At 44.0% G+C, this 26631-nt stretch carries 22 protein-coding genes and 1 pseudogene; 7 read left to right on the forward strand and 16 right to left on the reverse strand.

The window, feature by feature from the left end:
* Positions 1-158: 158 nt before the first annotated feature.
* The 3 genes from KJ365_RS04290 to KJ365_RS04300 form a co-directional block, all read right to left on the reverse strand.
* Complete coding sequence (locus KJ365_RS04290) at positions 159-2699, reverse strand: ABC transporter permease (protein ID WP_214450398.1); 2541 nt, start codon at positions 2697-2699, stop codon at positions 159-161.
* On the reverse strand, positions 2683-3366 hold the full coding sequence (locus KJ365_RS04295) for an ABC transporter ATP-binding protein (RefSeq protein ID WP_352109323.1): 684 nt from the start codon (positions 3364-3366) through the stop codon (positions 2683-2685). Before KJ365_RS04295 ends, KJ365_RS04290 begins: the two co-directional genes overlap by 17 nt.
* A gap of 117 nt (positions 3367-3483) precedes the next feature.
* The gene (locus KJ365_RS04300) at positions 3484-4077 is read right to left on the reverse strand and encodes a LysE family translocator (protein ID WP_214450399.1); all 594 of its coding nucleotides are present in this window, start codon (positions 4075-4077) and stop codon (positions 3484-3486) included.
* A 111-nt stretch (positions 4078-4188) separates the two neighbouring features.
* Between KJ365_RS04300 and KJ365_RS04305 the strand changes: the two genes are divergently transcribed.
* Entirely contained in the window at positions 4189-4632 is a 444-nt protein-coding gene (locus tag KJ365_RS04305) for an Lrp/AsnC family transcriptional regulator (protein ID WP_214450400.1), read from the forward strand.
* Between the two features lie 94 nt (positions 4633-4726).
* Here KJ365_RS04305 and KJ365_RS04310 read toward each other — a convergent pair whose 3' ends face one another.
* Both KJ365_RS04310 and KJ365_RS04315 read right to left on the reverse strand, forming a co-directional pair.
* A complete protein-coding gene (locus KJ365_RS04310; RefSeq protein ID WP_214450401.1) occupies positions 4727-5443 on the reverse strand; it encodes an anti-sigma factor family protein in 717 nt (238 codons plus the stop codon).
* Positions 5440-5937 carry an RNA polymerase sigma factor gene (locus KJ365_RS04315; protein ID WP_214450402.1) on the reverse strand — a complete coding sequence of 166 codons (498 nt, stop codon included), beginning with the start codon at positions 5935-5937 and terminating at the stop codon, positions 5440-5442. Before KJ365_RS04315 ends, KJ365_RS04310 begins: the two co-directional genes overlap by 4 nt.
* A gap of 102 nt (positions 5938-6039) precedes the next feature.
* Here KJ365_RS04315 and KJ365_RS04320 point away from each other — a divergent pair, with 102 nt between their 5' ends.
* On the forward strand, positions 6040-8169 hold the full coding sequence (locus KJ365_RS04320) for a S8 family serine peptidase (RefSeq protein WP_214450403.1): 2130 nt from the start codon (positions 6040-6042) through the stop codon (positions 8167-8169).
* Here the strand turns inward: KJ365_RS04320 and KJ365_RS04325 are convergent, their stop codons facing one another.
* The 3 genes and pseudogenes from KJ365_RS04325 to KJ365_RS16735 form a co-directional block, all read right to left on the reverse strand.
* Positions 8170-9105: a surface lipoprotein assembly modifier gene (locus tag KJ365_RS04325; protein ID WP_214450404.1), complete on the reverse strand. Its 936-nt coding sequence runs from the start codon at positions 9103-9105 to the stop codon at positions 8170-8172. It lies immediately after the preceding gene.
* A 109-nt stretch (positions 9106-9214) separates the two neighbouring features.
* Positions 9215-11767, reverse strand: coding sequence for a DUF5666 domain-containing protein (locus KJ365_RS04330; protein WP_214450405.1), 2553 nt, complete (start codon positions 11765-11767; stop codon positions 9215-9217).
* A 292-nt stretch (positions 11768-12059) separates the two neighbouring features.
* Positions 12060-12215: pseudogene (locus KJ365_RS16735) on the reverse strand (YjbQ family protein); the annotation flags it as partial.
* A gap of 221 nt (positions 12216-12436) precedes the next feature.
* On the opposite strand from KJ365_RS16735, the gene KJ365_RS04340 reads away from it, so the two are divergent.
* Positions 12437-13192, forward strand: coding sequence for a hypothetical protein (locus KJ365_RS04340; RefSeq protein ID WP_214450407.1), 756 nt, complete (start codon positions 12437-12439; stop codon positions 13190-13192).
* Positions 13193-13247: 55 nt separating this feature from the next.
* On the opposite strand, the gene KJ365_RS04345 is transcribed toward KJ365_RS04340, so the two are convergent.
* The 4 genes from KJ365_RS04345 to KJ365_RS04360 form a co-directional block, all read right to left on the reverse strand.
* Entirely contained in the window at positions 13248-15374 is a 2127-nt protein-coding gene (locus KJ365_RS04345; protein WP_214450408.1) for a tetratricopeptide repeat protein, read from the reverse strand.
* Positions 15375-15554: 180 nt separating this feature from the next.
* Positions 15555-15971, reverse strand: coding sequence for a secondary thiamine-phosphate synthase enzyme YjbQ (locus KJ365_RS04350; protein WP_214450409.1), 417 nt, complete (start codon positions 15969-15971; stop codon positions 15555-15557).
* A 40-nt stretch (positions 15972-16011) separates the two neighbouring features.
* Positions 16012-17391, reverse strand: coding sequence for an alkaline phosphatase PhoX (locus KJ365_RS04355; RefSeq protein WP_214450410.1), 1380 nt, complete (start codon positions 17389-17391; stop codon positions 16012-16014).
* 13 nt (positions 17392-17404) lie between these two features.
* The gene (locus KJ365_RS04360; protein ID WP_214450411.1) at positions 17405-18043 is read right to left on the reverse strand and encodes a DUF2796 domain-containing protein; all 639 of its coding nucleotides are present in this window, start codon (positions 18041-18043) and stop codon (positions 17405-17407) included.
* Positions 18044-18235: 192 nt separating this feature from the next.
* Between KJ365_RS04360 and KJ365_RS04365 the strand changes: the two genes are divergently transcribed.
* Entirely contained in the window at positions 18236-18604 is a 369-nt protein-coding gene (locus KJ365_RS04365; protein ID WP_214450412.1) for a MerC domain-containing protein, read from the forward strand.
* Between the two features lie 17 nt (positions 18605-18621).
* A complete protein-coding gene (locus KJ365_RS04370; RefSeq protein WP_214450413.1) occupies positions 18622-19230 on the forward strand; it encodes a DUF1826 domain-containing protein in 609 nt (202 codons plus the stop codon).
* Positions 19231-19252: 22 nt separating this feature from the next.
* Here the strand turns inward: KJ365_RS04370 and KJ365_RS04375 are convergent, their stop codons facing one another.
* The gene (locus KJ365_RS04375) at positions 19253-20497 is read right to left on the reverse strand and encodes an ABC transporter permease (protein WP_214450414.1); all 1245 of its coding nucleotides are present in this window, start codon (positions 20495-20497) and stop codon (positions 19253-19255) included.
* Positions 20494-21189 carry an ABC transporter ATP-binding protein gene (locus KJ365_RS04380; protein ID WP_214450415.1) on the reverse strand — a complete coding sequence of 232 codons (696 nt, stop codon included), beginning with the start codon at positions 21187-21189 and terminating at the stop codon, positions 20494-20496. The genes KJ365_RS04375 and KJ365_RS04380 overlap by 4 nt, the downstream gene beginning before the upstream one ends.
* A 123-nt stretch (positions 21190-21312) precedes the next feature.
* Here KJ365_RS04380 and KJ365_RS04385 point away from each other — a divergent pair, with 123 nt between their 5' ends.
* Positions 21313-21870: a DUF3299 domain-containing protein gene (locus KJ365_RS04385; RefSeq protein ID WP_214450416.1), complete on the forward strand. Its 558-nt coding sequence runs from the start codon at positions 21313-21315 to the stop codon at positions 21868-21870.
* Positions 21871-21880: 10 nt separating this feature from the next.
* Here KJ365_RS04385 and KJ365_RS04390 read toward each other — a convergent pair whose 3' ends face one another.
* Positions 21881-23167 (reverse strand): amidohydrolase, encoded by a 1287-nt coding sequence (locus KJ365_RS04390; RefSeq protein WP_214450417.1) that lies wholly within the window; start codon positions 23165-23167, stop codon positions 21881-21883.
* 106 nt (positions 23168-23273) lie between these two features.
* A complete protein-coding gene (locus KJ365_RS04395; RefSeq protein ID WP_214450418.1) occupies positions 23274-24137 on the reverse strand; it encodes a substrate-binding periplasmic protein in 864 nt (287 codons plus the stop codon).
* Between the two features lie 265 nt (positions 24138-24402).
* On the opposite strand from KJ365_RS04395, the gene KJ365_RS04400 reads away from it, so the two are divergent.
* Positions 24403-26580, forward strand: coding sequence for a M3 family metallopeptidase (locus KJ365_RS04400; RefSeq protein WP_214450419.1), 2178 nt, complete (start codon positions 24403-24405; stop codon positions 26578-26580).
* Positions 26581-26631: the final 51 nt, after the last annotated feature.

A 26631-nucleotide genomic window follows, 5' to 3' on the forward strand; every position in this document is an offset into this window, starting at 1 on the left:
AATAGATGACGGCTTTGCTACAAATTTCACTTTTTTGCGCGAAAAAAGGCTTAAGTGTTTAAAGGTCCACCGGTAAATCGTACCTCAAGGTAACGACGGGCAGCGCGTTAAGAGCGACGCTCTTGTAGGTGTAAGTGCACTTTCGTACTGTAATTTGCCTAACTTGATTCTCTAAGCAACTGGGCAGGCTGAATTTTCAACTTTTGGAATAAATAAAGCGCCCCGAGAGCAAATACAATAAGTGATGAGAGTATTGCCACTGTAATGCCTAACCAATATACGTCCCATGCAAATAGCTTCAGTCGCACTTGTAAAACGAGTGTGGCGATTGTGAGCCCTAAAACAACCGAAAAGCTACTGACCACTGCTGCTAGAAAGGCGTATTCAATGGCAATTGCACGTCGAATATAAGAAATTCGTGCCCCCATACAATATAGAATAATGGCATGATAGCTTTGCTTGCTGCGGCCAGCTGCCATTACGCTCGCTAGCACCATTAAGCTTACCAACAAACTGATAGACGAAATCACGGTTAATCCGCTGGAACCTTTGTTTAATAGGTCACTGGCCGAATCAATAAGATCTTGAGTACGAACCGTAATGATATTGGGATAATTACGCGCCAATTGTGATTGCAGGGTCAGCGCTTGCTCATTGTCCATATACACGGTACCCACATAAGACGTGATGAAATCATCGAGTGCACCATCAGAAAAGATAGCTTCAAACCAAAAGCGGGTTTGTATGCCTTGTTGGCTATAGATACCGGTGAGTACTCCTGTGCGCTCGATGCCAACGATGGTAAATTGAACGGTATCTCCAATCTCTAGGCGCATTTGATTGGCTTCTCTATCTTCCATAATAAATGCAAAGTCGAGTTGGTCGTTTTCGGCGATGCTTTGCTCTAAAGCGTCGTCCCATATTTCACCCTCAACCATCTTTATGCCGTCGATATTGCCGGTTAAGTAGCTTAGCTTGTGCTCATCGCGGGCCATGTCCTGCCAATCGATTTGTTGGTCTGCTAAGTCGCGTATGGCAGTATCGTTAATGGACGACACGCGTGCTCGAACGATGGGCGACAAAGATAACTTGGTCACCGAATCGAATTCTTGTGTGATGCTGGTGACGGCATCTTTTTGCTCAGCGAGCACGTCATAAACCACCAGTGCAGGAGACTCGTTAGGAATAGTCGTTTGAACCAATCGAAGCAAAGCAATCACAATAACGGTGCAGGCAACCAACAGCGTCAGCGCAGTGCCTAAAGACAGCAGCGTGATTCGCAAGGGCGTGCCGGGGCGATGCATATTAGCAAGTGCTAAACGTGTTGCTGCATGACTGGCGAGCCAAGGTCGCTGCTCCATCTTTTTGGATAGCTTGCGTAAACCGTGCACCACAGCCTCAAAAAATGCCAAGCATAAGAGCACCGTTGCCAAAAACGCCAAGCCAAATAAAAGGTTAGGAATAGCCAGCAATACAATGAAAGCCAGCAGTACGGCACTTGCGTAGCTGGCAATACGCCAACGTGGACTAATTCTATCGCCGCCAATATTGTTGGCTCTAAACAAATGCGCCACATCCACTTGCAGGGCTCGTCCTAAAGCCGGCAGCGCAAAGGTAAAAGCCGTTACCATGCCAAAAAAACAAGCCGCGATTGCCGCTATCATCACGTCGCTCGCTTGCAAAGCAATGGGCAGGTCTTGCGCTAAAACTTGGCTGCCTAACATAGCCATAATGCTACCAAGCGCGACCCCCAATAGGCCTGAAATGCCACCAAGGAGAGCGATCTGGATGATAAAAACTTGCCCAATTCTGCCATCTCTAAGCCCGCAAGCCTTCAAAGTTGCAATAGTTTCGCGTTTACTTTGTAGATACACCGATATGCTGTTGTAAACCCCTAAGCCACCAATAAACAAGGTGCTAAATGCAACAATCAGCAAGCCAGATGCAATTTGCGAAAGACGCTCTGCGATGCGCTCGCTCCTATCCTCAAAGGTTTGTATTTCCCAATCAGTGTTTGGGAATTGTGCGATGAAATTCGCCTCCCAAGTTTTCACATCAAGCGAGGTTTTAATGCGATATTCATGTTCTACGCGGCTACCTGGCAAGATAAGATTTGAAGCATCCATTGCCGATTCTGATATGAGCACCGGTGCGCCGCGCCAATTTGCGTTTAATCGACGGTCGGGCTGCTCTAGCACCAAAGCGCGAACCTCAAGTTCCAAATCGCCGATATAAATAATATCTCCAACACTGAGTTTTGAGCGCTCTGCCAATAAAGGGTCAATCGCCACGCCCCATTGGCCATCAACCTGCTCTAGCGCCGCGCTCAGCGCTTGATTGGGTTCAAGCAGTAACTCTCCATAGAGAGGGTAGGCGTTATCGGTACTTAATAATTCAACGAGGGAAAATTCATCGCTTTGTGTACTCATCATGGTATCGAGTTCACGGGTGAGTGATATTTCAGAGGTGTTTGCAATCCAATCTAATACCTCTTGCTCGATGGCTTGGCTGGACTCAATTTCGACATCGCCTCCCATCAGCGCGCGAGTATCCGACAGCAAGACGCGATCGAGCATTTGATAAAGACTTGCCGCCGCCATTACCAAGCACACGCCAAACATCAAGCAAGCGCAAAAGAGCCACAAGCGTTTGAGGCTTTGAGTCAAATCACGCCATGCAAATTTAAGCTGAAAGTTCACTGTTGTCCTCAACACGTAATTTACCTGATTCGAGCCAAAACAAACGTTTGCAGCGCTGTGCTAAACGCATGTCGTGCGTCACGAGTACTAAGGTTGCGTTTGACTGTGCATGCAGATCAAACAGTAAATCTGCTACGCGATTACCCGTGTTTTCATCTAAATTACCGGTGGGTTCATCGGCCAGTATCAGCCTAGGTTCGTGCACCAAGGCTCTTGCAATGGCAACTCGCTGCTGTTCGCCACCCGATAGTTGCTGTGGGTAATGTGATATACGATGAGCAAGACCTACGCGTTCTAGCATGTCTTTGGCACGCTGTGATGCGTTAGCTTTGCCTGCGATATCAAGGGGTAGGGCAGCATTCGCTAGTGCAGTTAAACTGTCGATTAAGTGAAAGGATTGAAACACAATGCCCATGTTGTCGCGCCGAAAGTCTGCCAGCTCATCTACCGATAAGCCTGATAATGCTTGTTGGTCAAGCTCAATCTTTCCGTGCGTGGGTTGCTCTAAGGCTGCAAGCAGCTGCATTAAGGTGGTTTTGCCTGATCCAGATGGCCCAACGATGGCGACGGTGTCACCTCGCTGCATGCTAAAATTTAGATTATCAAGTACCCGCAGAGGCGCACCCTCTTGCCCATACTCCATGGTTAGATCAGAAACCTGTATCACGCATCCCCCTGCTAGCTTTACCTTTTATAAAATCAATGGAGGATACGAAAAACTGTGATAGTCAGACCACTCAGCGCTGTTTGATGGTGACTTACGTTCATTCAGCAGACCCTTAGCTTAAATAAACACGGGATACAAAGACAATATAAGTAAGGCTGCCATGGTGAAGTTAAATCGGTGCAGACGTTTTGGGGAGTGAAGGATACGTTTAATTTTCGTTCCAAGCCCTGCCCAAAGCGCAATACATGGGAAATTGACCGCCCCAAAAATCAACGCTACAAACATAATAGACATTACTGTCTTAGACGGCGCATATACGCTAATCGCGGTCAGTGCCATCGTCCATGCTTTAGGATTGACCCATTGAAAGAGCACTGCCTGAATAAAGGTCATTGGCTTGCTTTTACCGGATACAGACTTGATATTATTTGCACTAAACGCAATTTTATATGCCAAGAACAACATATAACACACGCTCAGTACCGTCAAAATTTGATAGCTGATGGGAAAGGCGTCAAACAACTGCATAATCCCCACGCCCACTAAAATTGCCATCAATACAAAGCCTAATGACACACCAAACATATGCGGCAGGGTGGGTCTAAACCCAAAATTTACGCCGGAGGTCATTAGCATTAGATTGTTCGGCCCCGGAGTGATTGATGAAGCCATTGCAAAGAGCATAAGTGCAAGCGCGATTTCTAATGTCATTAGGCTTTTATCCGATGTAATTGTTTGTTCTCGCAATTATAGTGAATTAAATGGTAAATTAATGTGCAATATGTTTTATATAAATAATCAATGGCGCAATAAAAATTCATTATGGATAAAATAGACAGAGAAATATTGCAAGTACTTGGTGTGAGAGGCCGAATTACCAACACTGAGCTTGCGAGCAAAGTAAATTTATCGCCTTCGGCATGTTTACGTCGGGTCCAAGAGCTAGAATCATCGGGTATTATAAAGGGCTATCGTGTTGTCCTTGATAAAGAGAAGTTAGGGATAGGGTTTATTGCATACGTGATGGTGGGGCTCAGTGAACATACCAAAAAATCTCAACAAGAATTTGAAGCTGCTATCGCACAAGCACCAGAGGTAAAGGAATGCCACAACGTCACAGGGTCATTTGAATATATCTTACGGGTAGAGGCACGCGACTTAAAACACTACAAAGTGTTTCATACCGATGTGCTTGGCACACTCCCTCAAGTCGCCACTATTACGACGCATGTGCTAATGGAATCAACAAAGGATGAGCGTCAGTAAGTATTGAAAGGGTAGATCTAGCAAAAGAAGAGTTTAATTATTTGGCTATTTGCACTCTAAAGCCTGGTCCGATTGAACTAACCTGCATTCTCATTTATTTTTCTTGAGGAGCAGAGCGGTTTAACGCGGCTTCCTCGGCGCGTGTACTCAACGGAATGCCCGACATGTTGAGATCCAGCCAGTTTTCAATCTTGTCAGAGCCGCCGCTTGAAGCGACCTGATAATGATTCCCACCAAGATTATAAAGGGTATCGCTGATTTGAGTCTGCCACATGCCGTCAATCTTGCACGCTATTTTCTGTTCAACGCTGTTAGATTGCGAAAGTACATATTCTCTGCACAAATGACCTTGCTGATCAATGAAGCTCATTACCAGCTCTAAATTTGTTGTCGCAGCTATTTCAACCTTTTGACCAGAGAGTTGACTATCGAGCACGCTTGCAACAGAGGGACTATCTGGTTCATTCATGTTGAACAATACGGGCAAAGACAAAGCAATAATCAAAAACGAAGCCGCGATTGGGAGCCATTTAACACGCCGCCACTTTTTCAACTCAACCACATTGTGCTGATTACTTAACAACACGTCTTTTTCCGACTCACTGATTAAGCTGAGTATAGAGTCTGGAACAGGAGTTTCATCAATAGCGGAGAATGCTTCTCGGTATACCTGATCATTCTCACTATATTTCGTAAACGCTTCAGCTAAAACCTCGTCTGTGGCCAGGCGTTCTTCAAAATGACTGCGCTCGGCCTCGCTAAGCTCGTTATCTAAGTAAGCTGAGAGCATCTCAATATCCGATTTGTTCATTGTTCACCCACCCCATACTTATTTAACATTTGTGACAATTTCTCTCTCGCTCTGGCAACCCGGCTCATCACGGTCCCTATCGGTATCTCTAACACTTCAGCCGTTTCTGCGTAGGAAAGCCCCGATATTATTATCAAACTCATGACGACTCTATAAGCCTCAGGGAGCTCAGTAATCGCTATTTTTAACTGCTGCAAATTGTCTTCAGCAATCTCGCTACTTTTAGTCGAGGACTCGATTTGTGATACCTCAACGTTATCATCGATGGTGCGTATTTTTCTTGACCTCAGCTCATCAATCCAAGCATTTTTGCAAACTCTAAAAATCCACGGCAAAGGCTCAACATTGTCAGGAATAGGTTTTGTTAGCAGCTTCTCCACAACAATCTGGGTCAAGTCATCGGCATCATTAATGTCATTTGTCAGTGAATAAGCAAAGCGACGCAGATCTTTGAGATTATCTAAAATTAGTAACTTCAAAGCTTCTTTGTCCATCTTTTGTATTCTCTAATCTACTTTACTAACGAATGACTTTATGCTTTATTCCAAGAACTAAGCATTTTTTTATTTTATTTTTTCGGCGCGGGTAAAACATATATGCGGTTTTCTAAATCATACCATCAGCTAGCCTTGTCTATAAGCGCTTTTTTAGCTCATGGAACTGCGGTTGGACTAGACCAGAACAAAGATGATGCTTTACTCGCACACAGGTCAACACCTCTATATTTTAATGTTGACTATATTCTTACTCGTTATACCCGTGAGTTCTTGGATTCGACTTCATTACCGATTCATGACGTTTTTAAGCTAGGAGTTGATGTAGAGGGAGATGTTGAAGACGATGTAGAGGACGACGTGGAAAGCGATGTAGAAGACGAGGTGGAAAGCGATGTAGAAGACGACGTTGAAAGCGATGTAGAAGACGAGGTGGAAAGCGATGTAGAAGACGAGGTGGAAAGCGATGTAGAAGACGACGTTGAAAGCGATGTAGAAGACGACGTTGAAAGCGATGTAGAAGACGACGTGGAAAGCGATGTAGAAGACGACGTGGAAAGCGATGTAGAAGACGACGTGGAAAGCGATGTTGAAGACGACGTTGAAGACGACGTTGAAAGCGATGTAGAAGACGATGTTGAAAGCGATGTAGAGGACGACGTTGAAAGTGATGTAGAAGACGACGTTGAAAGCGATGTAGAAGACGACGTTGAAAGCGATGTAGAAGACGATGTTGAAAGCGATGTAGAGGACGACGTTGAAAGCGATGTAGAAGACGACGTTGAAAGCGATGTAGAAGACGACGTTGAAAGCGATGTAGAAGACGACGTTGAAAGCGATGTTGAAGACGATGTGGAGGATGATGTAGAGGACGACGTGGAGGATGATGTAGAGGACGACGTGGAGGATGATGTAGAGGACGACGTGGAGGATGATGTAGAGGATGATGTAGAGGATGATACTGAAAACGATGTCTTCGATGACATTGAAGAGGACGTCGAAGACGATTTTATAGACGGAGAGCTTGCAACCGAAGCCTTAGCTATAGCTGATATTGATGATAACTACGATATTATAGAGATGCGTGCTACTCGGGAAGTAGAAGATGTTATCGGGCAAATTAACGACGCAAGCATTGAAAAGGTATTTAGTGACGACTGGTTAATATTAAATACCCCAGATGATGCTGACTTTCTCAGCTCTAAGGGCTATTCCATCATTAGCACACGCTATTTGCCTAGCTTGGATAAAGATTTAGTCCGTGTAGAAGCCCCCAGTACTTTTAAACGAGATCGCGAAGGCGCACGATTGCTAATGAGCTTAAATACTCGCGATAGAGCCGTTGATCTCAACCATATCTATGCGCTTTCGCAGCAAAATGAAAAAGTGAAAGCAACCCAACTAAATCCACATCATTTATTAAGTATTGAGTCTCCTTCCAGAAAACAAAAAGTAGGTATCATCGATACTCAAATACAAGGAAATCACCCGGCATTGCGCTCAGTCAATATTACCAGTAAAGACTTTGCCGAAAACACACCCGCTTCAGCAAGCGCGCATGGCAATTCAGTGGTAAGTATTCTCACCGGCAATAGTAAGGAGTATACAGGCTTATTGAGTAATATTGATGTGTTTGCCGCGTCAGTATTTTTTGACGACGCTACAAATGGTCAAATTACTACCACCGAGAGTCTAATTAAGGCGCTGGACTGGCTTGTGTCGCAAGATATTAAGGTGATTAATATGAGCTTAGCTGGCCCTCCAAACATGATATTATCATCCGTTATCAATAAGTACTGTCAACAGGGCGTTATTATTATTGCGGCTGTTGGTAATAATGGCCCTCATTCTAAGCCCTTGTTTCCAGCAGCTTATGATTGTGTTGTTGGGGTCACTGCAATTACTGAAAATCAACTCGTGTACCGCCGAGCGGTAAGAGGTTCACAGGTCGATATAGCCGCATATGGTGTGAATGTTCGGGCAGCAGATGATAAACAGGGATACGCAAATGTAACCGGTACCTCTTTTGCTACCCCGTTTGTTACTGCCAAGATTCTCAGTATGCTGCCTGAAAAACCCCTTAACGAGGATTCACAAAGGGTTCTCTTAAATCAGCTAATGCGCTTAACGCTTGACCTTGGGGAGCCAGGAAAAGACGAGATTTACGGTTTTGGTGCGCTTACTCAGAGTTCGCTTTTGCAAAAAGAGCAAATTAAAAGCAAAGCGGAATAACTAAAACTGATACAAAATGCCAGTGATAACTTCTGTCTCGCTGAAACTAGCGGTGTCTAAGTTTGAATCGTTGTTAACGTATTCAAGCGCTAAGGTCCAAAAAAGGCTATCGAAGACTTCTAGCTCGTTCGAAACACTTAATGATCTTCTTTTATCAACGCGAAAGGCATTGATTGAAGGGTTAATGCTTGTGTCGAAATCGCGTGTCCGATATTTAGCATCAAGACTTAAGCGTGAGCTATATTCCATTAATTCAAATCGCTTTTTATAGGCGAACCGCAATTGGTAGCTTTGAAAATCAAATATGGGGTCTTGTGCATCTTCCTGTCTCAACCTAATTGAGCTAATGAAATAGTCATTCAAGCCATTCCAGAAAAAATAATAATCAAGACCAAATTCATCGCTGCTTGCGTCGCGCACTGGATTGTTGACTAACTCTTTTTCAATATTCGTATAGGCCAGACGAAAAAAACTTTTCTTAGTAAGAAAAAACGACACAGCTGGAGATATTTGTGTCAAAACAAGAAAATCATTCCCACCTAGTTCGGCGTCCGCTTTCCTGTAATCAAAATTGATTGTGTAGCTTTCATGTTTAAACTTATAACCGACGGTAGACAAAGTCGTTTGCAGATCAAAACGGTCGGCATCAGAATAGCTTTTATCGGTGTAGCTTAGCGCTGCCGTAACGCTATGTTGTTGATCAAAATTATAGTCAAAACCACCTTTTGCTTTAAACGTAAAAAAGGTATCACTGGTGGACGTTGTTAAATCAATTTCCTCTATCACAACGTTATTATCATTACCAACAAAGGCCTCTAGCTGTCCATCGAAAGAAAAACCTCCCGCATCTTTGCTAAAAGCAACTTTGCTCAAGCCAACTAAATATATGGCTGTAAATACATAGATAAGGTAGGTGATGGCAACCTTAAACGTCATTATTCTCATTCCTTTGCTCCATTTACAATCGCCTGTTATACCAAGCTAAATAAAGAAATGCCCCCTGTCAATGACACTATCGACTGAGGGCATTATTTTTAGGGTTTAATTAATCATCTTCAAACTCTATTTTCTCGGCGATGAAAATATCCTCATCATTGAAAAACCCTTTTACTTCCAACTCCACGTTAGCAGCAATATCGCCTACAGAGCCTTCTTTAAAACGGGTATACCGGTCATGTTGCACTATGAAGCTACCAAGCGTAAATTGATTATCGCTTAACACTTGTCCAATAGCGCCATCTAATTCATCACGCTCAGCTTCACCAAATTCTAACTCATCGGCGATTAGCTTTTGTTCGTCGTTAAAGCGTCCTTCTACCTCAATATACAAACCTATCTCTAGGCGATCCATATTGCCATTTTCAAACTCCGTGCCTTCAGTCAGAACAATTGTGATTCCGGCAACAACAATTTCGCCATTTTCTAAAATCTCTGAAATGAGGCCTTCAAGTTCAACACTGTTGTCGTCGTCGCGGTCATCAATCTCAATCTTATTAGCGAATAACACGCCGTCTTCATCAAGAGTCGCTTCTACTTCTACAAAAGTGCCCTGGAGTAAGTCCGCAACGCCCCCGTCTGAAAACTCGGTGGACTCGTTAAACCTTATTTCCTGTTGATTGACAACTATCAAACCGTTTGCGGCATCGGCCTCCAGAAGACCTTTAATCTCGATGTCATAGTCGTCTCTGTCGTCCATATCTTCGAGTTCAATTTTCGTTGCTAAAATATCACCGTTGTCGGCTTCACGGCCATACACCTCAATCAACACACCATTTGCGAGCATAGAAAGTGCATTGCCTTTGAAAAAGGTACGGTCGTTAGTGGTTATTTGACGACCATTGACGGTAAATGATTCTGGCGATTCAAAGTTAGAAATCAAGCCTTCAAATTCAACACCACCAGACTCATCATCACCATTATTTCCATTTGCACTGCTAGTCTCAATTTCAGTGGCCAGAATGCTGCCGTCTGTCTGCCTGATGCCTTCAACTTCAACCCAATCACCTATAGCAAGTTGAGCAAAAAACACATCTGCTGATACATCTGCATCACCTAATTCAAACTCGGTAAATTGGCCTGTTGATACAGTGGTTCCTAACAATTCCATCGTGTTGCCCTCAATAGCGACAACTTGCCCTTTTAATTTGGCATCATCATCGTCGTTACCACTGCCGCCCACAATTTCTTCGCGCTCCAGCGTTTTCACTACTAAAGTATCGCCGTTTAAAAACGCTTCTATTTCAAGTAGGTCGCCAACATTGAGCTGGTCCAAACTAAAGCGTCGGATTTCTAAATCAGAATCATCTTTTAATACACTAAACTCATCGACTAAAAATACGGTATTTAAAACGGTCACAGTGCTATTTTCTATATCAACAGACTGCAGCACGCCTTCCACTTCAAGTTCGCTTTGCTTATCAAAACGGATACGCTCAGCAACAATACCGTCGTCAGTTTTTGTGCCTTTTACTTTAACTCTTGAACCTAGTGTCAGGTCTTCGCTAGTGCCCGCTTTGAAAGAAGTGCTTTCATTCCAAAGAATTGTTTTGTCGCCTATATTAAATTGATTATCGCCCAATGCACTAATAATGCCATCGATGGATTCCCGATCTGAATCATTGTCATCTTCATCATTCTTAAGCTGAATTCTGTCTGCGTTAATCACACCATCTATCAGTCCTAGGCTTGAAATGACTTTTACCTTCTGTCCATTTGCTAATTCAGCGTCGATATTGGCTTGCGAATAATCGATGATGACACTGCCAAGGTTAAACTGTTGCTCTGCAGAATTTAGGTTGGAAACTTCACCACTTAGTTTGAAAGAGTCCGCGTCATCTTCAAGTTCTACATAGGTTGCTATCCATGTATCATCACTGCCTTCAATGGCACTAATTTCAACAATTTCGCCTACTTGCAAAGTCTCAAAGGTGATATCGTCAAAAACGGTGCGCGAGTCAACCACATACACTTGCCCGAAGACAACAAGTTGATTATCTGCCAGCGAGATTGCGTCTAATGGTCCTTCAACATGCACCGAGTGAATGATGTTACTTGCGCTAGTAATAGCACCATCGGCGGTCTGACGACCTTTTACCGTGACGTTCATGCCAACCCGAAGATCATCTTCGCTTGCATTATCACTGTCGTCAGTTTCTACTGTTGCATCATCGGTAGAAAAACGCACCCCATTAACAAAAACACTACCAAAGTTGCTAATCACGCCCTCACTACGCACGTCAGTCATGTAAATCAGTTCTTGCGATACCGTTGTGTTCGCGCTGACGTTTACAGAGAGGCTGGCAGGTAGCACGTTAAACTCAATATTATCCGCCGATACAGGCGACGTTGTTAATGTATAGGTGCCCGGGACTAAGTCAGATAGGGTTGTACTTTGGTTAACGTTGCTTGAGAATCCCCCTGGACCCGTGACAGATACAACGGATTGGGCGCCCGCAGGCAGGCCATCAATCGCCACCGACAAAGAGCCAGTTGCCGTTGTCGGTAGGCTTTCAGTAGTTGTATCGCCTGAGCCACCGCATGCGTAAAGCATGGAGGTTGCTACCATTGTGCTTAAAATATATCGCTTTTGCATTTTCATTGTTTATCCTCACTAACTATTTTGTGTTATTTAAAATAAACGCATCTTTCTTATATGAGTGCTTATGCACTTCAAAACCGCATAACCACGCTTACCAATGTCAGAAACTTCTAAGACCGTTTGCTTGATTAACGGATTACCAAATGATTTATTCCATAAATTTTTATTTTTTATTTCATGAATCCATAAGAACAGGTTGGTGTTTGTTAGCGAACAGCGTTCAAGCATGACTGACCATGGAAAAGTGCGCTGTGAATTGAATACGCCATATCGAGGTGGAACGCTGGTGAACGGCATTTTCATTGATGGTAAGGGAGGCTGATGTGTGTTGGATAAACACATGCATTAATCCAGTATCAGCAAGCGAACCACACGCATCGAGGACTTCATCAGTGATAAGATGAAACCCTTTAGTGCGAGGCGATAATGTAAGGTTGAATTGTCCCACTGCTTGTTTTCTCTCCTACAAATACCGCGTCAAAACAGCTTTAAGCTTGTTTAAAGCTCTCCCAAAGCCCTGTGATTGTTAATCACCAAACATGTCAGATTTTTTTACATGTTTTTTTATCAGCATAAAATAAGTGTTTAATTTCAATAGGTTATGCAAGGGCGTAGATATTGCATACATTTTAGTCTGGTTCGGATCACGAGATTTTCCATATGAAGTCCATGAGCACAAGCGTTTTCATTTTAAGCATAGCGATTTGTACATTATTCACATCCATTGCAGAAGCGAAACTCATCATACGCGGTGGCGCGGGAGTTGGTCTTGGCGGCGGTGGCACTATTCGCTACCTAGCGCCAGTAGACACTGGTTTGTTTCAAGATGTGAACCTGCCAACACTTATTCAGACCCCAGGTGCTAACAATGAGTTGACAAAAGCCATTCCTTTTGCAAATCGAGCACTTTCAGAAGTCGATGAAGCTCAAAGATGCGACCCGTCTACCTGCGAGTACGTCTTTAATATTAATGACCCATTTAGCGTACAAGGTTTCGGTGATTTGTATGGTAAGGAAAACGGTGTAACCGCTTCTTATGAATGGACAATATTTGCCGAGGGCACAGGTACAACACCAGGAGAGGCCCTTATAAGCTTCGCGGCGACAGCCTCATCACTGGTGCCCGGTAGTCATGTTGATGTGTTTTTAGATACCGTGTTTCCAGATAGTCTTGGCGTAGGGAATTACGAAATTGCTTTGACTACAATTTATAGTGCGCCTGATGGGTTTGAGTTTGGCGAATATGATCCTAATTTGTCTATATTTGACGAAAACGGTGTTAGGTTTTTCTTGTGGACTAAGATAGGTGAACAATTCGAGTTTACAACGCAGCGCTATGGTTTAAAACTGGTAAGTGCTCCGAGTGTTATTTCGTTGTTTGCCTTGGGCTTGGCCTTTATTTTATGGCGTAAAAAACGCACTTAAATACGTGCGTTTGCAAACTAGCCCAGTGACTTAAGTACTCCTCAGGCTTACAATGTCACTGGGCAAAGTTATCTTCGATAGCTGTTTTTGCTTTATTTAATTCATCATCTATCTGTGAAAAAATTTCTTGCACCTGCTTGTCATCACGAATACTGACTAAAAGCGGGTCATTCTTACTCCAATGCTCGCGCCAACCCTTATCAAACGCATTCTGCAGCCTGTCTATTGCCATCGACGGTTGACCACTTAACGCTGCTATACGTGCTGCTAAATAGTCTTGTGCTTCACTTTTTTTGCCCGCAGTCTCTGCATTAGCGAGAAGGTCGCGACAGCCTTGCAATAGATTTGTGGCTTTAGCTAAGTCATCGTTTAGTTGGTAGGCATAAGCAAACTCCATCGCAGGGTTACACAGAGGAGGGAGAAACATTTCTTGCTCTGAAAACTGGGAGTTATTTTCTAACAATAGCTGAGAACCGGCATTCATATCTCCATAAAGATACTGATACCAAGCAGCTTCATAAACTAACCATTTGTTGTTTTCCGATAAGATTAGTTTTTGCTCCATCAAAGCATGTACTTGATCATATTTTTCTTCCGCTATTAGGACGTTTACGTCCCATTCTTTATTCACAAGATAGCTTTTTGCTATATCTACCGCTCCCACTTGAAACAAAATACTCAACAGAGCAGTTCGGTAAGATTCACTTTTTGGTGATTTGGTTAAGGCATTTTTGTATTCAATGGCGGCTTTCGGTAAATCCCCTTGGGAGAAGGCCAAGGCTGCGAAGCCTCTATGCGACAAAGGCGACTCTTCATGAAGCTCTAATATTTCATTATAAAGCCTTTCAGCGTCTGTTAAATTGCCTAACTCCTGCTGAGCAAGTGCATAATTGTATATGACTAGAAGGTATGCGGGGTCGAGAGCATAGGCTTTTTCCAAACTTGCAAACGCTTGTTCTGAACGTTGTAATGCCTCTAGAGAAAAATACTGCCAAACATATGCAGTGGCGTAGTTGGGGCTTAGCGAGATAGCCTGTTGATAATGCGTTAAGGCTTGTTCATGTTCGCCACGATAAGCCAACACCCTTCCTAAGCTAGCATGGGCTTCCGGTAATTCCGGGAATCTTGATAACACTACATCAATGTTTTCTTTGGCAAGTTGCGCAGCGAGTTCGGGATCCAAGTTACCTAAGCTGTTGTGGCCGGAAGCAGACAACAAAAATGTCTGTGCTAAGCCTACTCTGGCATTTGCATATTCGGAGTCAAGCGCCAATGACTGTTCGAAAAGTTTACGAGCTTCTAAAATATCTTCAGAGGTTCTCAAGCGAAGCTTTTCCCGGCCCTGTAAATACAGGGTTAGTGCGAGCGAGTTTTCCGTCTTACTTGCGATTATAAAATCATCATCGCTAATCACCTTTTCTTGAAGTAGGTTTACCACTGCCCGGCTAATTTCTTCCTCAATACTAAAAAAATCAACTAATTCCCTCGTAAATGACTGGGACCAAATTACCTCTAAAGTAGCGCCAACGATTAACTCTACTCTTACTCTGAGGCGATCGCCACTTACGCGAGAACTCCCGGTGAGGATGGTTGCGACTCCTAGCTTACTTGCGATAACTGATAGATCTGTATACTTTGCGGCATAGGCGGTTGAAGAATAGGTAGAAGCAACTTTTAACCCTGCAAAGGTTGATAACTTATTGGATATTTCTTCTTGTAGTCCTAACCCCAAAAAGAGTTGATCTGAATTAGAACTGGCATCTCTAAACGGCAGCACCGCTATGCTTTGACTTAGATTTTCTCGCTTTACGAGTTCTGCATTATTACCAATTTGCGATATTGCATGCTGATATCCGTAAAAGCCAAGTATACTTGATAAAACAACCATACCTGCAAACCCAAACCAATACAGCTTACCTACCTTTGCAGGTTCAGTTTCCCCCTTATTAGGTGTGCGTTTTATGCCCTCAGAGGTGATATCGAAATACCATGAAAAGAAAATCACTACAGGGAAGAAGGCTAAATACAGCACCGTTGAAAGCGTTAAAATCGAGTCAGGTAAGCCAATCGCCTGAGGAATAATACTTAGCACCTGAACCGCGACCCATCCAGCGATAGCGTAGGATGCTATAACAGACCAAACGCGTCGTCTTTGGGCTTCTAAAAATAGATTTTTTATCATTTTGTACGGTTATTTTGTGTGTATAAAATAAACATACGTGTTTTTTCACAACTTCACAACATTGAGAATACGGCAATAGACAATAGACGCTAGTCAAAAGCATTTGCCACGTTATTTAAAAGCATAGAGCTACGCTCATGCATCAATAAATACTTCCCACCTTAGAGTTCGAATAGCCGATTATTCCATGCAACCAATGATGGTAATAACCAGTTGCCTTTTACCCCCTTGGTCACGATGCTCACCCAAAAAAATCCCTTGCCAAGTACCTAGTCCTAATCGGCCACGGATGATTGGAATCGATACGCTGCTTCCATACAGCGAGGCTTTGATATGCGCAGGCATATCGTCGCTGCCTTCATAGATATGTCGATAATATGAGGCATTTTCAGGCACTAGTACGTTGGTGTGGGATTCTAAATCTTGGCGCACGCTCGGGTCGGCATTTTCATTAATAGTAAGGGAGGCTGATGTGTGTTGGATAAACACATGCATTAATCCAGTATCGGGAAGCGGGCCACATGCATCGAGGACTTCATCTGTAATAAGATGAAACCCTCTAGTGCGAGGCGATAATGTAAGATTAAATTGTCCCACTACTTATTTTCTCTCCTGCAAATACTGCGTCAAAACAGCTTTAAGCTTGTTTAAAGCTCTCCCAAGGCCCCGTGATGGCAAGTGTTGCCGTGGGCGAATAGAGGTTCACAAAGAAGGTTTTTCCATCAGGAGAAAAACATCCGCCTGCTGGCTCGGTTTGCCATCTTACCTTTGCAAAGTCGTAAATTTCTCCGTTTGGCGTAATGCCCTTAAGGTGATTATTGACGGTATCAGAGTACTGGTCTTCACACACAATCAAATGATTGTTTGGTGCAACACAAATATTATCGCCATAGTTGAACGTCGCTTTGTTAGGGCTCTCTACAAATAGACTTAAGATACCCGGCTCGCTAACTTCGACCTCACTTCCTTCTTTAGTAGACGGCTTATAGCGCATCACTTGTCCAAGTTTTGTTTGTCCACCGTTGGTGCAGCAAAAGTACATTTGGTCATTGTCCCAATAGATACCTTCGCCCCTTGCAAAAAGCGCTGCGCCTTTTTCAAAACCCTGTACGCGTAAGTCATCTTCTGGGCTTTCTACGTTATCGATATCAATCCAGCGAACGGCATAGTCTTGATTGAGATGCATTTCAAGACGCTCCCAATTACGTGTATCAAACTGAGATTGAGTGGCTAATGCCATGGCTTGCAAACGACCGCCTGCATGGATGTCCTGCTTATTATCGGGAATAAAACGATAAAACAAGCTGTCATGTCTGTCTTCGGTGAGATAGACAATGTTGGTTCTAGGGTCAACACAAGCCGCTTCGTGGTTAAAGCGCCCCATTGCTTTAATAGGCTTAGCATCGACTAACTGTGTTGCATTAGCGGGTATCTCGAATACATAGCCGTGATCTTTGCCAATCTGATCAGATGCCTTCATCACCGATTCTTCACAGGTCAACCAAGTATTCCAAGGTGTAATACCACCCGAACAGTTTCGAATAGTGCCGATGAGCGACATAAATTCTTTTTCAACCTGCTGGGTTTTAAGGTTGTAGATAATATTGCTTGTGCCGCCAGGCAATGGGAAGTCATTTGCGTCAAGATCATATGAAAGTGCGGTGTTGACTAAGCGAGGTGTATCAGATTTTGATTTAGGGGATTTTAAAGGAGATAGTTCGTGATTTCTAATCAACGCGACACGCTCTTCGTCTAGAGGCAAACATCCCATCCCGTCTGCTCTATCAGGCACGGTTAGCCCGTCAGACATCATATCGCCTAGCGATGATATGACCTTATATGAAAATCCTGCGGGCAAATCTAAGATCCCATTAGGGTCGCTAATAAGCTTTCCGTATCCGAGGCCATCGGCAAGTGCTTTGCTGGTTTGACTACCGGGCATGGCCATGAGTTGTCTTGAGAGTCCGGCAAATGCTAACGCTACTAAACCTTGGTTAAATTGTCGTCTTGAAATCATAGAAGCCTCCGGATTATTGTAAATTAAGTTGTCGCGTGTTTGCCGACAGTGTTTGCCCACCTTGACCGTGAGGGGCAATCCACTGTGCATTAATGGTAGATATTGCTGGGAATATATCAAAGAGATTGACACTCATATTCTTAAGCGCATCTGCACTTGAACACTCAAGCATGTACTGTGCGATGATATTGTTATGCTGATGTTTAGACTCCGTTGAAGCATGTTTATCAGTATGGTCATGGTTGTGCTGATGACCATGTTCATGCTCATCTCTGCCAACATCTTGCAACATGCTGTTAGATTCAAAAGACCCCTTTAGCGCATTGTCTGTGCCAAATTCGACGATGGATTCGACTATCTCGCATTGCTGGGTATTGAGCACAAATAATGTAGATACTTCTTGCAGCTTTGCTTTGGCGTCGTTCAACTTTTGCTGCTCTTGTTGATTGGTAGGGTTATGTTCAAATCCAATAGCATCGCCAGCGGGGAGTGTTAACTGCATATGTACAAGGTTTGCTTCCATAGCAACGGTGAAATCAGCTTGACCGTGGATATGTGCATTTGTGCTGCCATAGGTGAAGGTCGAAAGACTGACTAAAAGCCCAATTACGAGGCTATTTTGCTTTAAAGGTGCTTTGTTTGTTAATGGCATATCTGCTCTCTTTCTCAAAACAACCATCAGTCTGTCAGCAATGACGACTGATGGTGGGATAATCTTTTTCAATATTATGTTTTTTAACATGTTCCTGATCACAAAGACACATCAATTGTAAATGTTATATTGTAACATTAATGTTTGAGATGTTATATTGTAACAATATAGACTAGCGAGAGTAAAAAGCAAATGATCTCCGACCGATTAGGTATTACTTTTTCTTCCTTATGCATATGTCACTGCTTAGTGACGCCAGTGTTGATTTTGTTACTCGGCAGTGGTGCGGTACTTAGCGTGCTAGAGCAAGAGTGGGTGCACAAAACCTTGTTGCTACCCGTTTTGTTATTTGCAGCGTTGAGTATCCCTAAACAATGGTTAAAAACAAGAAATCAGACCATGTTGATACTAGCCAGTGTTGGCATATGCGCATTTTTAAGCGCAATGTTTTTCCACGGCTTCCCAGAGGTTGTGTTAACCATGATTGGGTCAGCCTGCTTAATATCGGCACATTTAATTAGTTTAAAGCTTAGTAAACAAGCTAACTACCAGCGCTTATAGATAGGAGGCTACAATACATGGCAATTCAGGCAATTGAATTTTCGGGTACCATCAAAGACGATTCACACCAAGTATTTACCTCTTTTTTCGACGATGCTATCAACCTGTGCATATGGGAAAGAGAGCTTTCGAGTCAATTCGAGCAATATGCCACAGAGTTAGTGAATCACAATATCAATATTGTGCGGGCAGTCGACACGCATGAGGCACGTTCAATTTTGGATGCGGCACTGCCTGGGCATCCGCAAAAATCGGCGTTTTTAGAAGACCTATTGCTGCTAGTGGATATGACCAGCTGCTTATTTGAGTGCGACAGTGTGGGCTTGAGACTTGCAAAGCTAGACCGCGCCATGTGCCCTAAATTTCATACCGATAAAATTAGCGGCAGACTAATATGTACCTATGTTGGCGCGGCAACACAATGGTTAGATAGCGAGTACCCACAAAAATCCTCAAAGGATTTAATCAATAGCGAACAGCATCGAGTCATGCAGGCATCAAGTGGTGATGTGTTGTTGCTAAAGGGAGAGGCGTGGCCTGAAAACGAAAACAATGGCATTGTGCATCGCTCTCCAGCGTGTAATCAAGCAGATGCACGTCTATTGCTCACGATAGATCCTATGTAGCTTATTCGACAGCTAAGGAAGCTTAGTTGTCGGACGATAGGTTCGATTGAAGGGCTGTGCGATAAGCGTCAATTGCCGGCACTAATGTTGTCAGTGCGGCGCACGCAAGCACAATTGCGGCGATGATTAGGTTATTCGTCGTGAATAAGTTTGCATCAATGAATAGGCCATAGGTTGCTGATAACCAATCGCCCGCAAGCCAAAACCCAGCCGTTAACAAACCTAAAGCACTGATAAGTGAAATCATTACCACCAACATTGCTTCGGTCATAATCAATGAAAAGACCGTGAAGGGGCTTGCGCCAATTACTCTAAGGATGGCAATTTCACGTCTGCGCTCTCGCATAGATGACAGCAGCATTACAGATAAACCAATCAGTGACGACGCTAATACCAATGCACTGATGACAATAAGAATGTTTTCTACCATCGACATCAGCTGCCAAAGTTCGGCTAAAGCAACCCCTGGCATAATGCCCATCAAACGGTCTTGTTGGTAGTTGTTGATACTGCGCTGAAGGGTAAACACCATCATCTTTGACTCAAGGCCAAGCAATACCGCTGATATAGATGTGGGTGTTAGGTCAATCGTTTGCTCTGCGTTAGCCTCAGAGAGTTGCTTAAGGGCTGCTTGGGGCAAATGAATGGCTTCAATACCTGCTAGGCTTACGTGAACGGTTTTGTCGACGGGTGTGCCGGTGGGGGCGAGCACCCCACTGACCACAAAGGGGGCATAGTCGTGGTTTTTAAAACTCACCGCACCAATGCCGTGAGCAATGACAATCTCGGTACCAACCTGATAGTTTAATTGCTTGGCAACATCCGCCCCGATGACGGCTTCAAATGTACCTGCAAATGGTTCACCAGATGAAAAGCTTAACGGTTGCTGATTACCATATTTGAAATGATCAAAATACGCTTGAGAGGTGCCTAACACTCGATAGCCCCGATGAGAATCCCCTAGTGAAATGGGAATGGCCCATTCGACCTGTTCGAGGGCATCTAAGGTTTCAAAGCTTTTCCAACTTATGTTGTTCGTTGGGCTTCCCATACGAAAAATCGAATATAGCAACAAATTCAACTGACCACTTGGCGCTCCCACAATCAGGTCAACATCGGATACGGTGCGATTGAAGCTGTCTTTTGCCTGCGCTCTGATGTGTTCTACGCTCATCAGTACACTCACGCTAATTAACAGTGAAAATAGGGTAAGTAGCACTGATTTACGGCGATTTTTCAAGCTATCCCATGCAAATGACATCATCATAGCGCTGCACTCCTTGCGGTATTGAGTGTTTGCATATCTATGACGGTCTCAAAATAGCTTTGTAGGTGTGCATCATGACTAACAAAAATTAGGGTGCTCCCATATTTGTTGGTAACGTCGATGAGTACTTTCATAAAGGCATCACGTGCACTGGCGTCTAATGCTGAGGTAGGCTCGTCTACTAACAAAATGTCGGGTTTGTTAGCTAATGCTCGGGCGATAGCAACGCGTTGTTGCTGACCCACACTGAGTTCAGACGCTTTCTTATGTAAACAATCCAGCGGTAGCTCAAGCTTAGGAAACAATGCATTGAGAAACTGCTCGACTTGCGATGTAGGAGTGTTGGCAAAGTGAGCCGCTAACTGCACGTTTTTTAGCACACTAATAAAGGGAATAAGATTAAATTGTTGATACACAACGCCAATATGTTTTGCCCGGTATGCATCTCGTTGACGTGACGATAAATCGGAAAATGCCTCGCCGAGTATGCGTATGGTGCCGGAGTCGGGCTTCAAAATGCCCGCCAGTAAATTTAGCAGCGTGCTTTTACCAGAGCCAGATTGGCCTCGCAAAAATACGTGTTGTCCGGCGTGTATCTTCCAATCGTCGACGGCAACATCGGCATGTTCACTGTCCTTGTTGTAACGGTAGACAAGGTCTTCAAATTGTATGGCGATCGCGTCTTTTTGCATTGAGTGTAATCTTATATCCGTGTTTAAACATATTTCTACAGTATTCTCTGGTATGTTATAACACTCTCATGTTGAGCGCGATAGCTTCAAAGAACAATGACAACTTTTTAAGAATGAGGATGTATGTGTAAAAAATGGTTAGTCGCAGTGGTGTTTTGTTTAATCTTACCCTTTGCAAATGCACAAAACGACACTGAATATGAGGAAATCGAGTGGATTGTTTTAATGCCAGACGATGACTTAGCTGCACTCATGAACCCTCCATCGTATATTGACGATGTCATGGAGGGCTCACCGGCCGATTCGCTAGACTTGTTACATGGCGGAATTGAAGAAGATCCGCGTACGGCTCCTTATTTAAAGGCACTTGGCTCGACAACCGTTATTGAAGAATATAATGGTAGAAACATTCGCATACCCGGCTTCATCGTGCCTTTGTCGTCGGATGATGATCAAAATATTACCGAGTTCTTTATCGTGCCATACTTTGGCGCGTGTTTGCATTTACCGCCACCGCCGCCTAATCAGATGCTGCATGTGAAAACAGACAAAGGTGTACAGCTCAAAAGTTTAGAAGATGCATTTTGGTTTGAAGGGACAGTGAAGGTCGAGACCACAAACAGCATGTTAGGAACCGCTGCTTATGGACTCGAATTGGCTAATTGGATGCCATATGAGTAATGGCATTCGTTTAGAGTTTGGCGTAATCGAGCGCCCAATTGACGTACATTTCGGTACCGGTTTTTAGAGCCGTCTCATCGGCATAGAAAAACGGTGAATGGTTACTCGGTGCGGTTATTGGGTCTTGTCCTTCTGGCGTTACCCCTAAAAACACAAACAGCCCTGGTACTTCTAGCGCAAAGAATGAAAAGTCTTCAGCGCCGGTGACTAAATCATTTACATGCACCTTGTCTTCGCCGGCCACACGCTTCATGGTTGGCAGCATTTTACGGGTCAGTTCAGGGTTATTAATAGTAACAGGATAACCTTCGTCAATATGCACATGAGCGTGAGCGCCTGTCGCCTTTGCAGTCATTTCAGCGGTCGTTTTTAAGTTTTCAAAAATCTGAGCTCGGTTGTCCATATCGAAATTACGTATCGTACCTTCTAAATAGACATCGTCAGGAATTATGTTATTGCGGACGCCGCCTTCAACAATACCAAAGCTGACCACCGCTGGCGCTTTAGTGATATCCACCTGCCGGCTTACGATGGTTTGCGTAGAGCCAATGATTTGACCTGCAGCCACGATAGGATCTACTCCTCCCCATGGTCTTGAGCCATGGGTTTGGCGGCCCGTCACGGTAATTTCAAAGCGGTCGGAAGAGGCCATAAGGGGGCCTTCACGGTAGCCGATATGACCGGCTGTGCCTGCTGACCACACGTGAATGCCAAACACTACTTCTGGTTGATGCTCGGTAAACAAACCCTCTTTTAACATCAGCTCGGCGCCGCCTTCTTCACCCTTCGGTGCGCCTTCTTCAGCGGGTTGAAAAATGAATACGATGGTGCCTTCAATTTCATCTTTCATCGACGCTAGTTTTTGTGCTGCACCCATCAGCATCGCCATGTGCAAATCATGTCCGCACGCATGCATCACGCCAACTTCATTCCCGCGATACTCAGATTTTACCGTGGATTTAAAAGGCACATCGGTTTGCTCTACCACAGGTAGAGCATCCATATCTGCGCGCATGGCAATGACTGGACCCGGCTTAGCGCCTCTTAGCACGCCCACCACGCCGGTATGTGCAATACCCGTCTGCACTTCTAATCCCAATGAGTTTAGGTGCTCTTCAATCACCTTAGAGGTACGAAATTCACGATTACTTAGCTCGGGGTTTTGGTGCAAGTCGCGTCGCCACTCAATCACTTGTTGTTCGAGCTGCTCGGATATGACGACTGCGTCTTGCGCGTGAACGTGTGTATAAGAAGCAATGCCCATTAACATTGCTAGAGAAATAGAAGACAGCTTCATAGTGTTCCTTAAATCATTACCTTAAAATAAGTATGCTCCCTTTTACGACATCTGACAATCGTTGATTGGCTAGCGGTTGTTACCTTAAGGTGTTAAAACAAGACCATCACTTGCCACGGTACTTGTTCATGATTCGCTTGTATTCATCACTCCCCTTAAAGTCAGCCATGGCTTGGTTGAATTTCGAAACATGCTCTTGTTCAACGGAGGTGCGACTAAACATCACATAAATGTCGCCAGTTTGTATGGTGTAGCCATGAGGAGTCACAAAGTCTTGTAATGCTTTGCGCCGGATCATTGAGGCACCAACAAAACTGTCTTCTAAGAAGCCGTCAATGTCCATGTCGAGCAAGCGAGCAATATTTAATTCACCCATAATGGCAAAATTAAACTGTTCAGCACTTTTTTCATCATCCAGCATATTTGATATGTCTGCGCCGTAAAAATAGTCGCCTACCACGCCAATATTACTATCGTTAGCGATGAACTCTTCAATATCTGCGTAGCCGGCATGTTTTGCATCGTCGCTTCGTATATACAGGGCAAACTCTTCGGTGCGATAGGGGACGCTGAAATATGCAAACTCTTCTCGCGCCTGTGTTTTTGAGGCACCTAAGAGCATGTCGATTTCACCTTCTCTGAGTCCTTCAAGTAAAGATACCCAAGTGCCTTGAACGAATTCCAGTGAACATCCAGCTTGTTCGGCTACAGCTGACACAACTTCGATATCGAGACCACGAACTTGGTCGTCAATATCCACATATTGGTAGGGGTCCCATGCGTCAAAGCCCAGTACAAATGAACATGCGTCAACAGTAGGCGCTTCTTCTGCCATAGTGTTTTGATAGCTTGTAGACGGGTCAGACGAAGACATTGTTGAGGATTCTTGATTTGTCGGTCTTTGCTCTTGACTGCAAGACATGAGGGAAACAGACAATACGACAACGAACAGTGATAGTAATTTTTTCATAGCGTTAGTCCTAATAAGTCACCTTTGCAAGTGTACAATAAATAAACAATATGCGCTATTTGTAAATTTTATGTAAATACTTGTGGGTGGTTTTAACAATGTGTGCGTTTTTGTTGATCTTTACAAATCGCTTATTGCTACTAAATAAATCCTCCAATAATTCGCAATAAAACTGCGGTTAAAACATGCATCTAAACGCTTCGTTAGCGTGAATAATTTTCATATAATAAGTTCATAACAACTATAAGAGGTAATAAGGAATATCATGAAGTTGATCAAACCCACTTTCCCGCTCGCAGGCCTTGCTCTGTTTGTCGGCTTGTCAATAACCGGCTGTTCTAAGCCCCAACAAACTACCGTTGACCAACAAAGCGCAGACGCCGTTGAGCAAACTACTGCCGAGTTAGCACAAGAAAATCCATTTTTCCAAGAATGGAATACGCCGTTTTCTACCCCCCCGTTTGAGCAAATTGAAAACGCTCACTTTATGCCTGCCTTTGAAGCAGCCATTGAAGAGCATAAACAGCAAGTTGAGAGAATTGCGAATGCTGACAGCCTGCCAACCTTCGACAACACCTTAGCACAACTGGAGTTGGCGGGTGAAAAATTAGGAAGAGTGCAACGGGTCTTTTTCAACGTGGCAAACACTGAATCTACCGATGAGCTTCAAGCATTGCAGCGCACATTATCGCCTATACTCACGCGCCATAGAAACGAAATACTAACGAACGACGCTTTGTTCACACGCATAAAAACGGTATACGAAACAAGAAACAGCAGTGGCTTAAACGCTGAGCAAGTGCGACTCACCGAGCGAACTCATGATGATTTCGTTCGTGCGGGTGCCAATCTTTCTGATGAAGATAAAGCCACTTTGGCCACCATCAACGAACAGTTGTCGAGCTTAACCACACAGTTTGGTCAAAACGTGCTCAACGATACCCGAGCATTTACATTGACCTTATCTGAAGGCGATCTAGCAGGCTTACCTGATAGCGTAATCAATGCTGCCGCAGCGCAAGCAAAGAGTCGCGGTCTTGAAGATAAATATGTAATCACTCTAAACCGCTCAAGCGTGCAACCATTTCTGCAGTTCTCTGAGCGCCGAGATCTACGCCAACAAGCGTTTGAAGGCTGGGCAAAACGCGGTGATAACGACAATGAGTTTGATAACAAAGGGATTATTGAACAGATTGTAGGGCTCAGAGCACAGCGCGCCCAGTTACTAGGTTTTGAGCATCACTCTGACTATGTACTCTCGAATGCGATGGCCGCTACGCCAGAAGCTGCAATGGACTTACTGTTGAAAGTCTGGGAGCCAGCGGTTGCAAAAGCAGAGCAAGAAAAGCAGTGGATTCTAGAATTGATGGCCAGCGAGGGCGTTGAGCATGAGCTAGAGCCGTGGGACTGGCGTTATTATACTGAAAAGGTCAGAAAGTCGCGCTTTAACCTAGACCAAAGCGAGGTTACCCAATACTTTGAGCTCAACAATATGATTGAGGCCCAGTTTTACGTAGCCACTAAATTGTTTGGTCTTACCTTTGAAGAGCGATTTGATATCCCACTTTACAATCCAGTGGTGCGCACGTGGGAAGTCAAAGATGCTAATGGTGAAACTGTCGGTATATTCTATGGTGATTACTACGCTAGAGAGTCTAAGCGCTCAGGTGCGTGGATGAGTGCATTTAGAATGCAGCAAAAGCTAGCAGGCGATGTTAAGCCACTTATTTTAAACAATATGAACCTTAACAAACCCGCAGAAGGCGAGCCTACGCTACTAAGCTACGGTGATGCGGTGACGCTTTTCCACGAGTTTGGACACGCGCTTCACGGATTGCTATCTGATGTAACCTACCCAACCTTGTCGGGCACGAATGTACCAAGAGACTGGGTAGAATTTCCTGCGCAAATATACGAGCACTTCATTGCCCAACCAGAGATTTTGCAGCAATTTGCGCGTCATTATCAAACCAATGAGCCTATGCCTGAAGAGCTGCTTGTGCGTATTAAAGAGGCAAGTACTTTCAACCAGGGTTTTGCGACTGTGGAATTTACTGCTTCAGCATTGGTCGATATGGCTTACCATCAAATGACTGAAGTCGAGAGTTTAGATGTTAGAGCATTTGAAGATAAAGTATTAACTGAATACGGTAAACCAGACGAAATCATTATGCGCCATCGCAGTACGCATTTTGGTCACATTTTCTCTGGTGGTTATTCATCAGCTTACTACGCGTATATGTGGTCTGAAATTCTTGATGCCGACGGCTTTGATGCGTTTTTAGAAGCCAATGATATCTTTGATGAACAGACGTCTCAAAAGTTGTATGACTTTGTATTTAGCCGTGGTGACACGCTTGATTACACCGAAGCATACATAGGCTTTAGAGGTAGAGCGCCAACAACGGATGCTTTGCTAAGAAACAGAGGCTTGTCTGACTAAGACGCTTAAATGTTAATGACAAACCGGCTAGTGATATAGCCGGTTTTTTTA

The sequence above is a fragment of the Glaciecola sp. XM2 genome (genome assembly GCF_018595715.1).
Classification (GTDB): domain Bacteria; phylum Pseudomonadota; class Gammaproteobacteria; order Enterobacterales; family Alteromonadaceae; genus Glaciecola.

Coding starts and splice junctions, on each gene's coding strand:
- KJ365_RS04300 (WP_214450399.1), bottom strand. CDS start 4,077: ATGACATTAGAAATCGCGCTTGCACTTATGCTCTTTGCAATGGCTTCA.
- KJ365_RS04305 (WP_214450400.1), top strand. CDS start 4,189: ATGGATAAAATAGACAGAGAAATATTGCAAGTACTTGGTGTGAGAGGC.
- KJ365_RS04310 (WP_214450401.1), bottom strand. CDS start 5,443: ATGAACAAATCGGATATTGAGATGCTCTCAGCTTACTTAGATAACGAG.
- KJ365_RS04315 (WP_214450402.1), bottom strand. CDS start 5,937: ATGGACAAAGAAGCTTTGAAGTTACTAATTTTAGATAATCTCAAAGAT.
- KJ365_RS04320 (WP_214450403.1), top strand. CDS start 6,040: ATGCGGTTTTCTAAATCATACCATCAGCTAGCCTTGTCTATAAGCGCT.
- KJ365_RS04325 (WP_214450404.1), bottom strand. CDS start 9,105: ATGACGTTTAAGGTTGCCATCACCTACCTTATCTATGTATTTACAGCC.
- KJ365_RS04330 (WP_214450405.1), bottom strand. CDS start 11,767: ATGAAAATGCAAAAGCGATATATTTTAAGCACAATGGTAGCAACCTCC.
- KJ365_RS04340 (WP_214450407.1), top strand. CDS start 12,437: ATGAGCACAAGCGTTTTCATTTTAAGCATAGCGATTTGTACATTATTC.
- KJ365_RS04345 (WP_214450408.1), bottom strand. CDS start 15,374: ATGATAAAAAATCTATTTTTAGAAGCCCAAAGACGACGCGTTTGGTCT.
- KJ365_RS04355 (WP_214450410.1), bottom strand. CDS start 17,391: ATGATTTCAAGACGACAATTTAACCAAGGTTTAGTAGCGTTAGCATTT.
- KJ365_RS04360 (WP_214450411.1), bottom strand. CDS start 18,043: ATGCCATTAACAAACAAAGCACCTTTAAAGCAAAATAGCCTCGTAATT.
- KJ365_RS04365 (WP_214450412.1), top strand. CDS start 18,236: ATGATCTCCGACCGATTAGGTATTACTTTTTCTTCCTTATGCATATGT.
- KJ365_RS04370 (WP_214450413.1), top strand. CDS start 18,622: ATGGCAATTCAGGCAATTGAATTTTCGGGTACCATCAAAGACGATTCA.
- KJ365_RS04375 (WP_214450414.1), bottom strand. CDS start 20,497: ATGATGATGTCATTTGCATGGGATAGCTTGAAAAATCGCCGTAAATCA.
- KJ365_RS04380 (WP_214450415.1), bottom strand. CDS start 21,189: ATGCAAAAAGACGCGATCGCCATACAATTTGAAGACCTTGTCTACCGT.
- KJ365_RS04385 (WP_214450416.1), top strand. CDS start 21,313: ATGTGTAAAAAATGGTTAGTCGCAGTGGTGTTTTGTTTAATCTTACCC.
- KJ365_RS04390 (WP_214450417.1), bottom strand. CDS start 23,167: ATGAAGCTGTCTTCTATTTCTCTAGCAATGTTAATGGGCATTGCTTCT.
- KJ365_RS04395 (WP_214450418.1), bottom strand. CDS start 24,137: ATGAAAAAATTACTATCACTGTTCGTTGTCGTATTGTCTGTTTCCCTC.
- KJ365_RS04400 (WP_214450419.1), top strand. CDS start 24,403: ATGAAGTTGATCAAACCCACTTTCCCGCTCGCAGGCCTTGCTCTGTTT.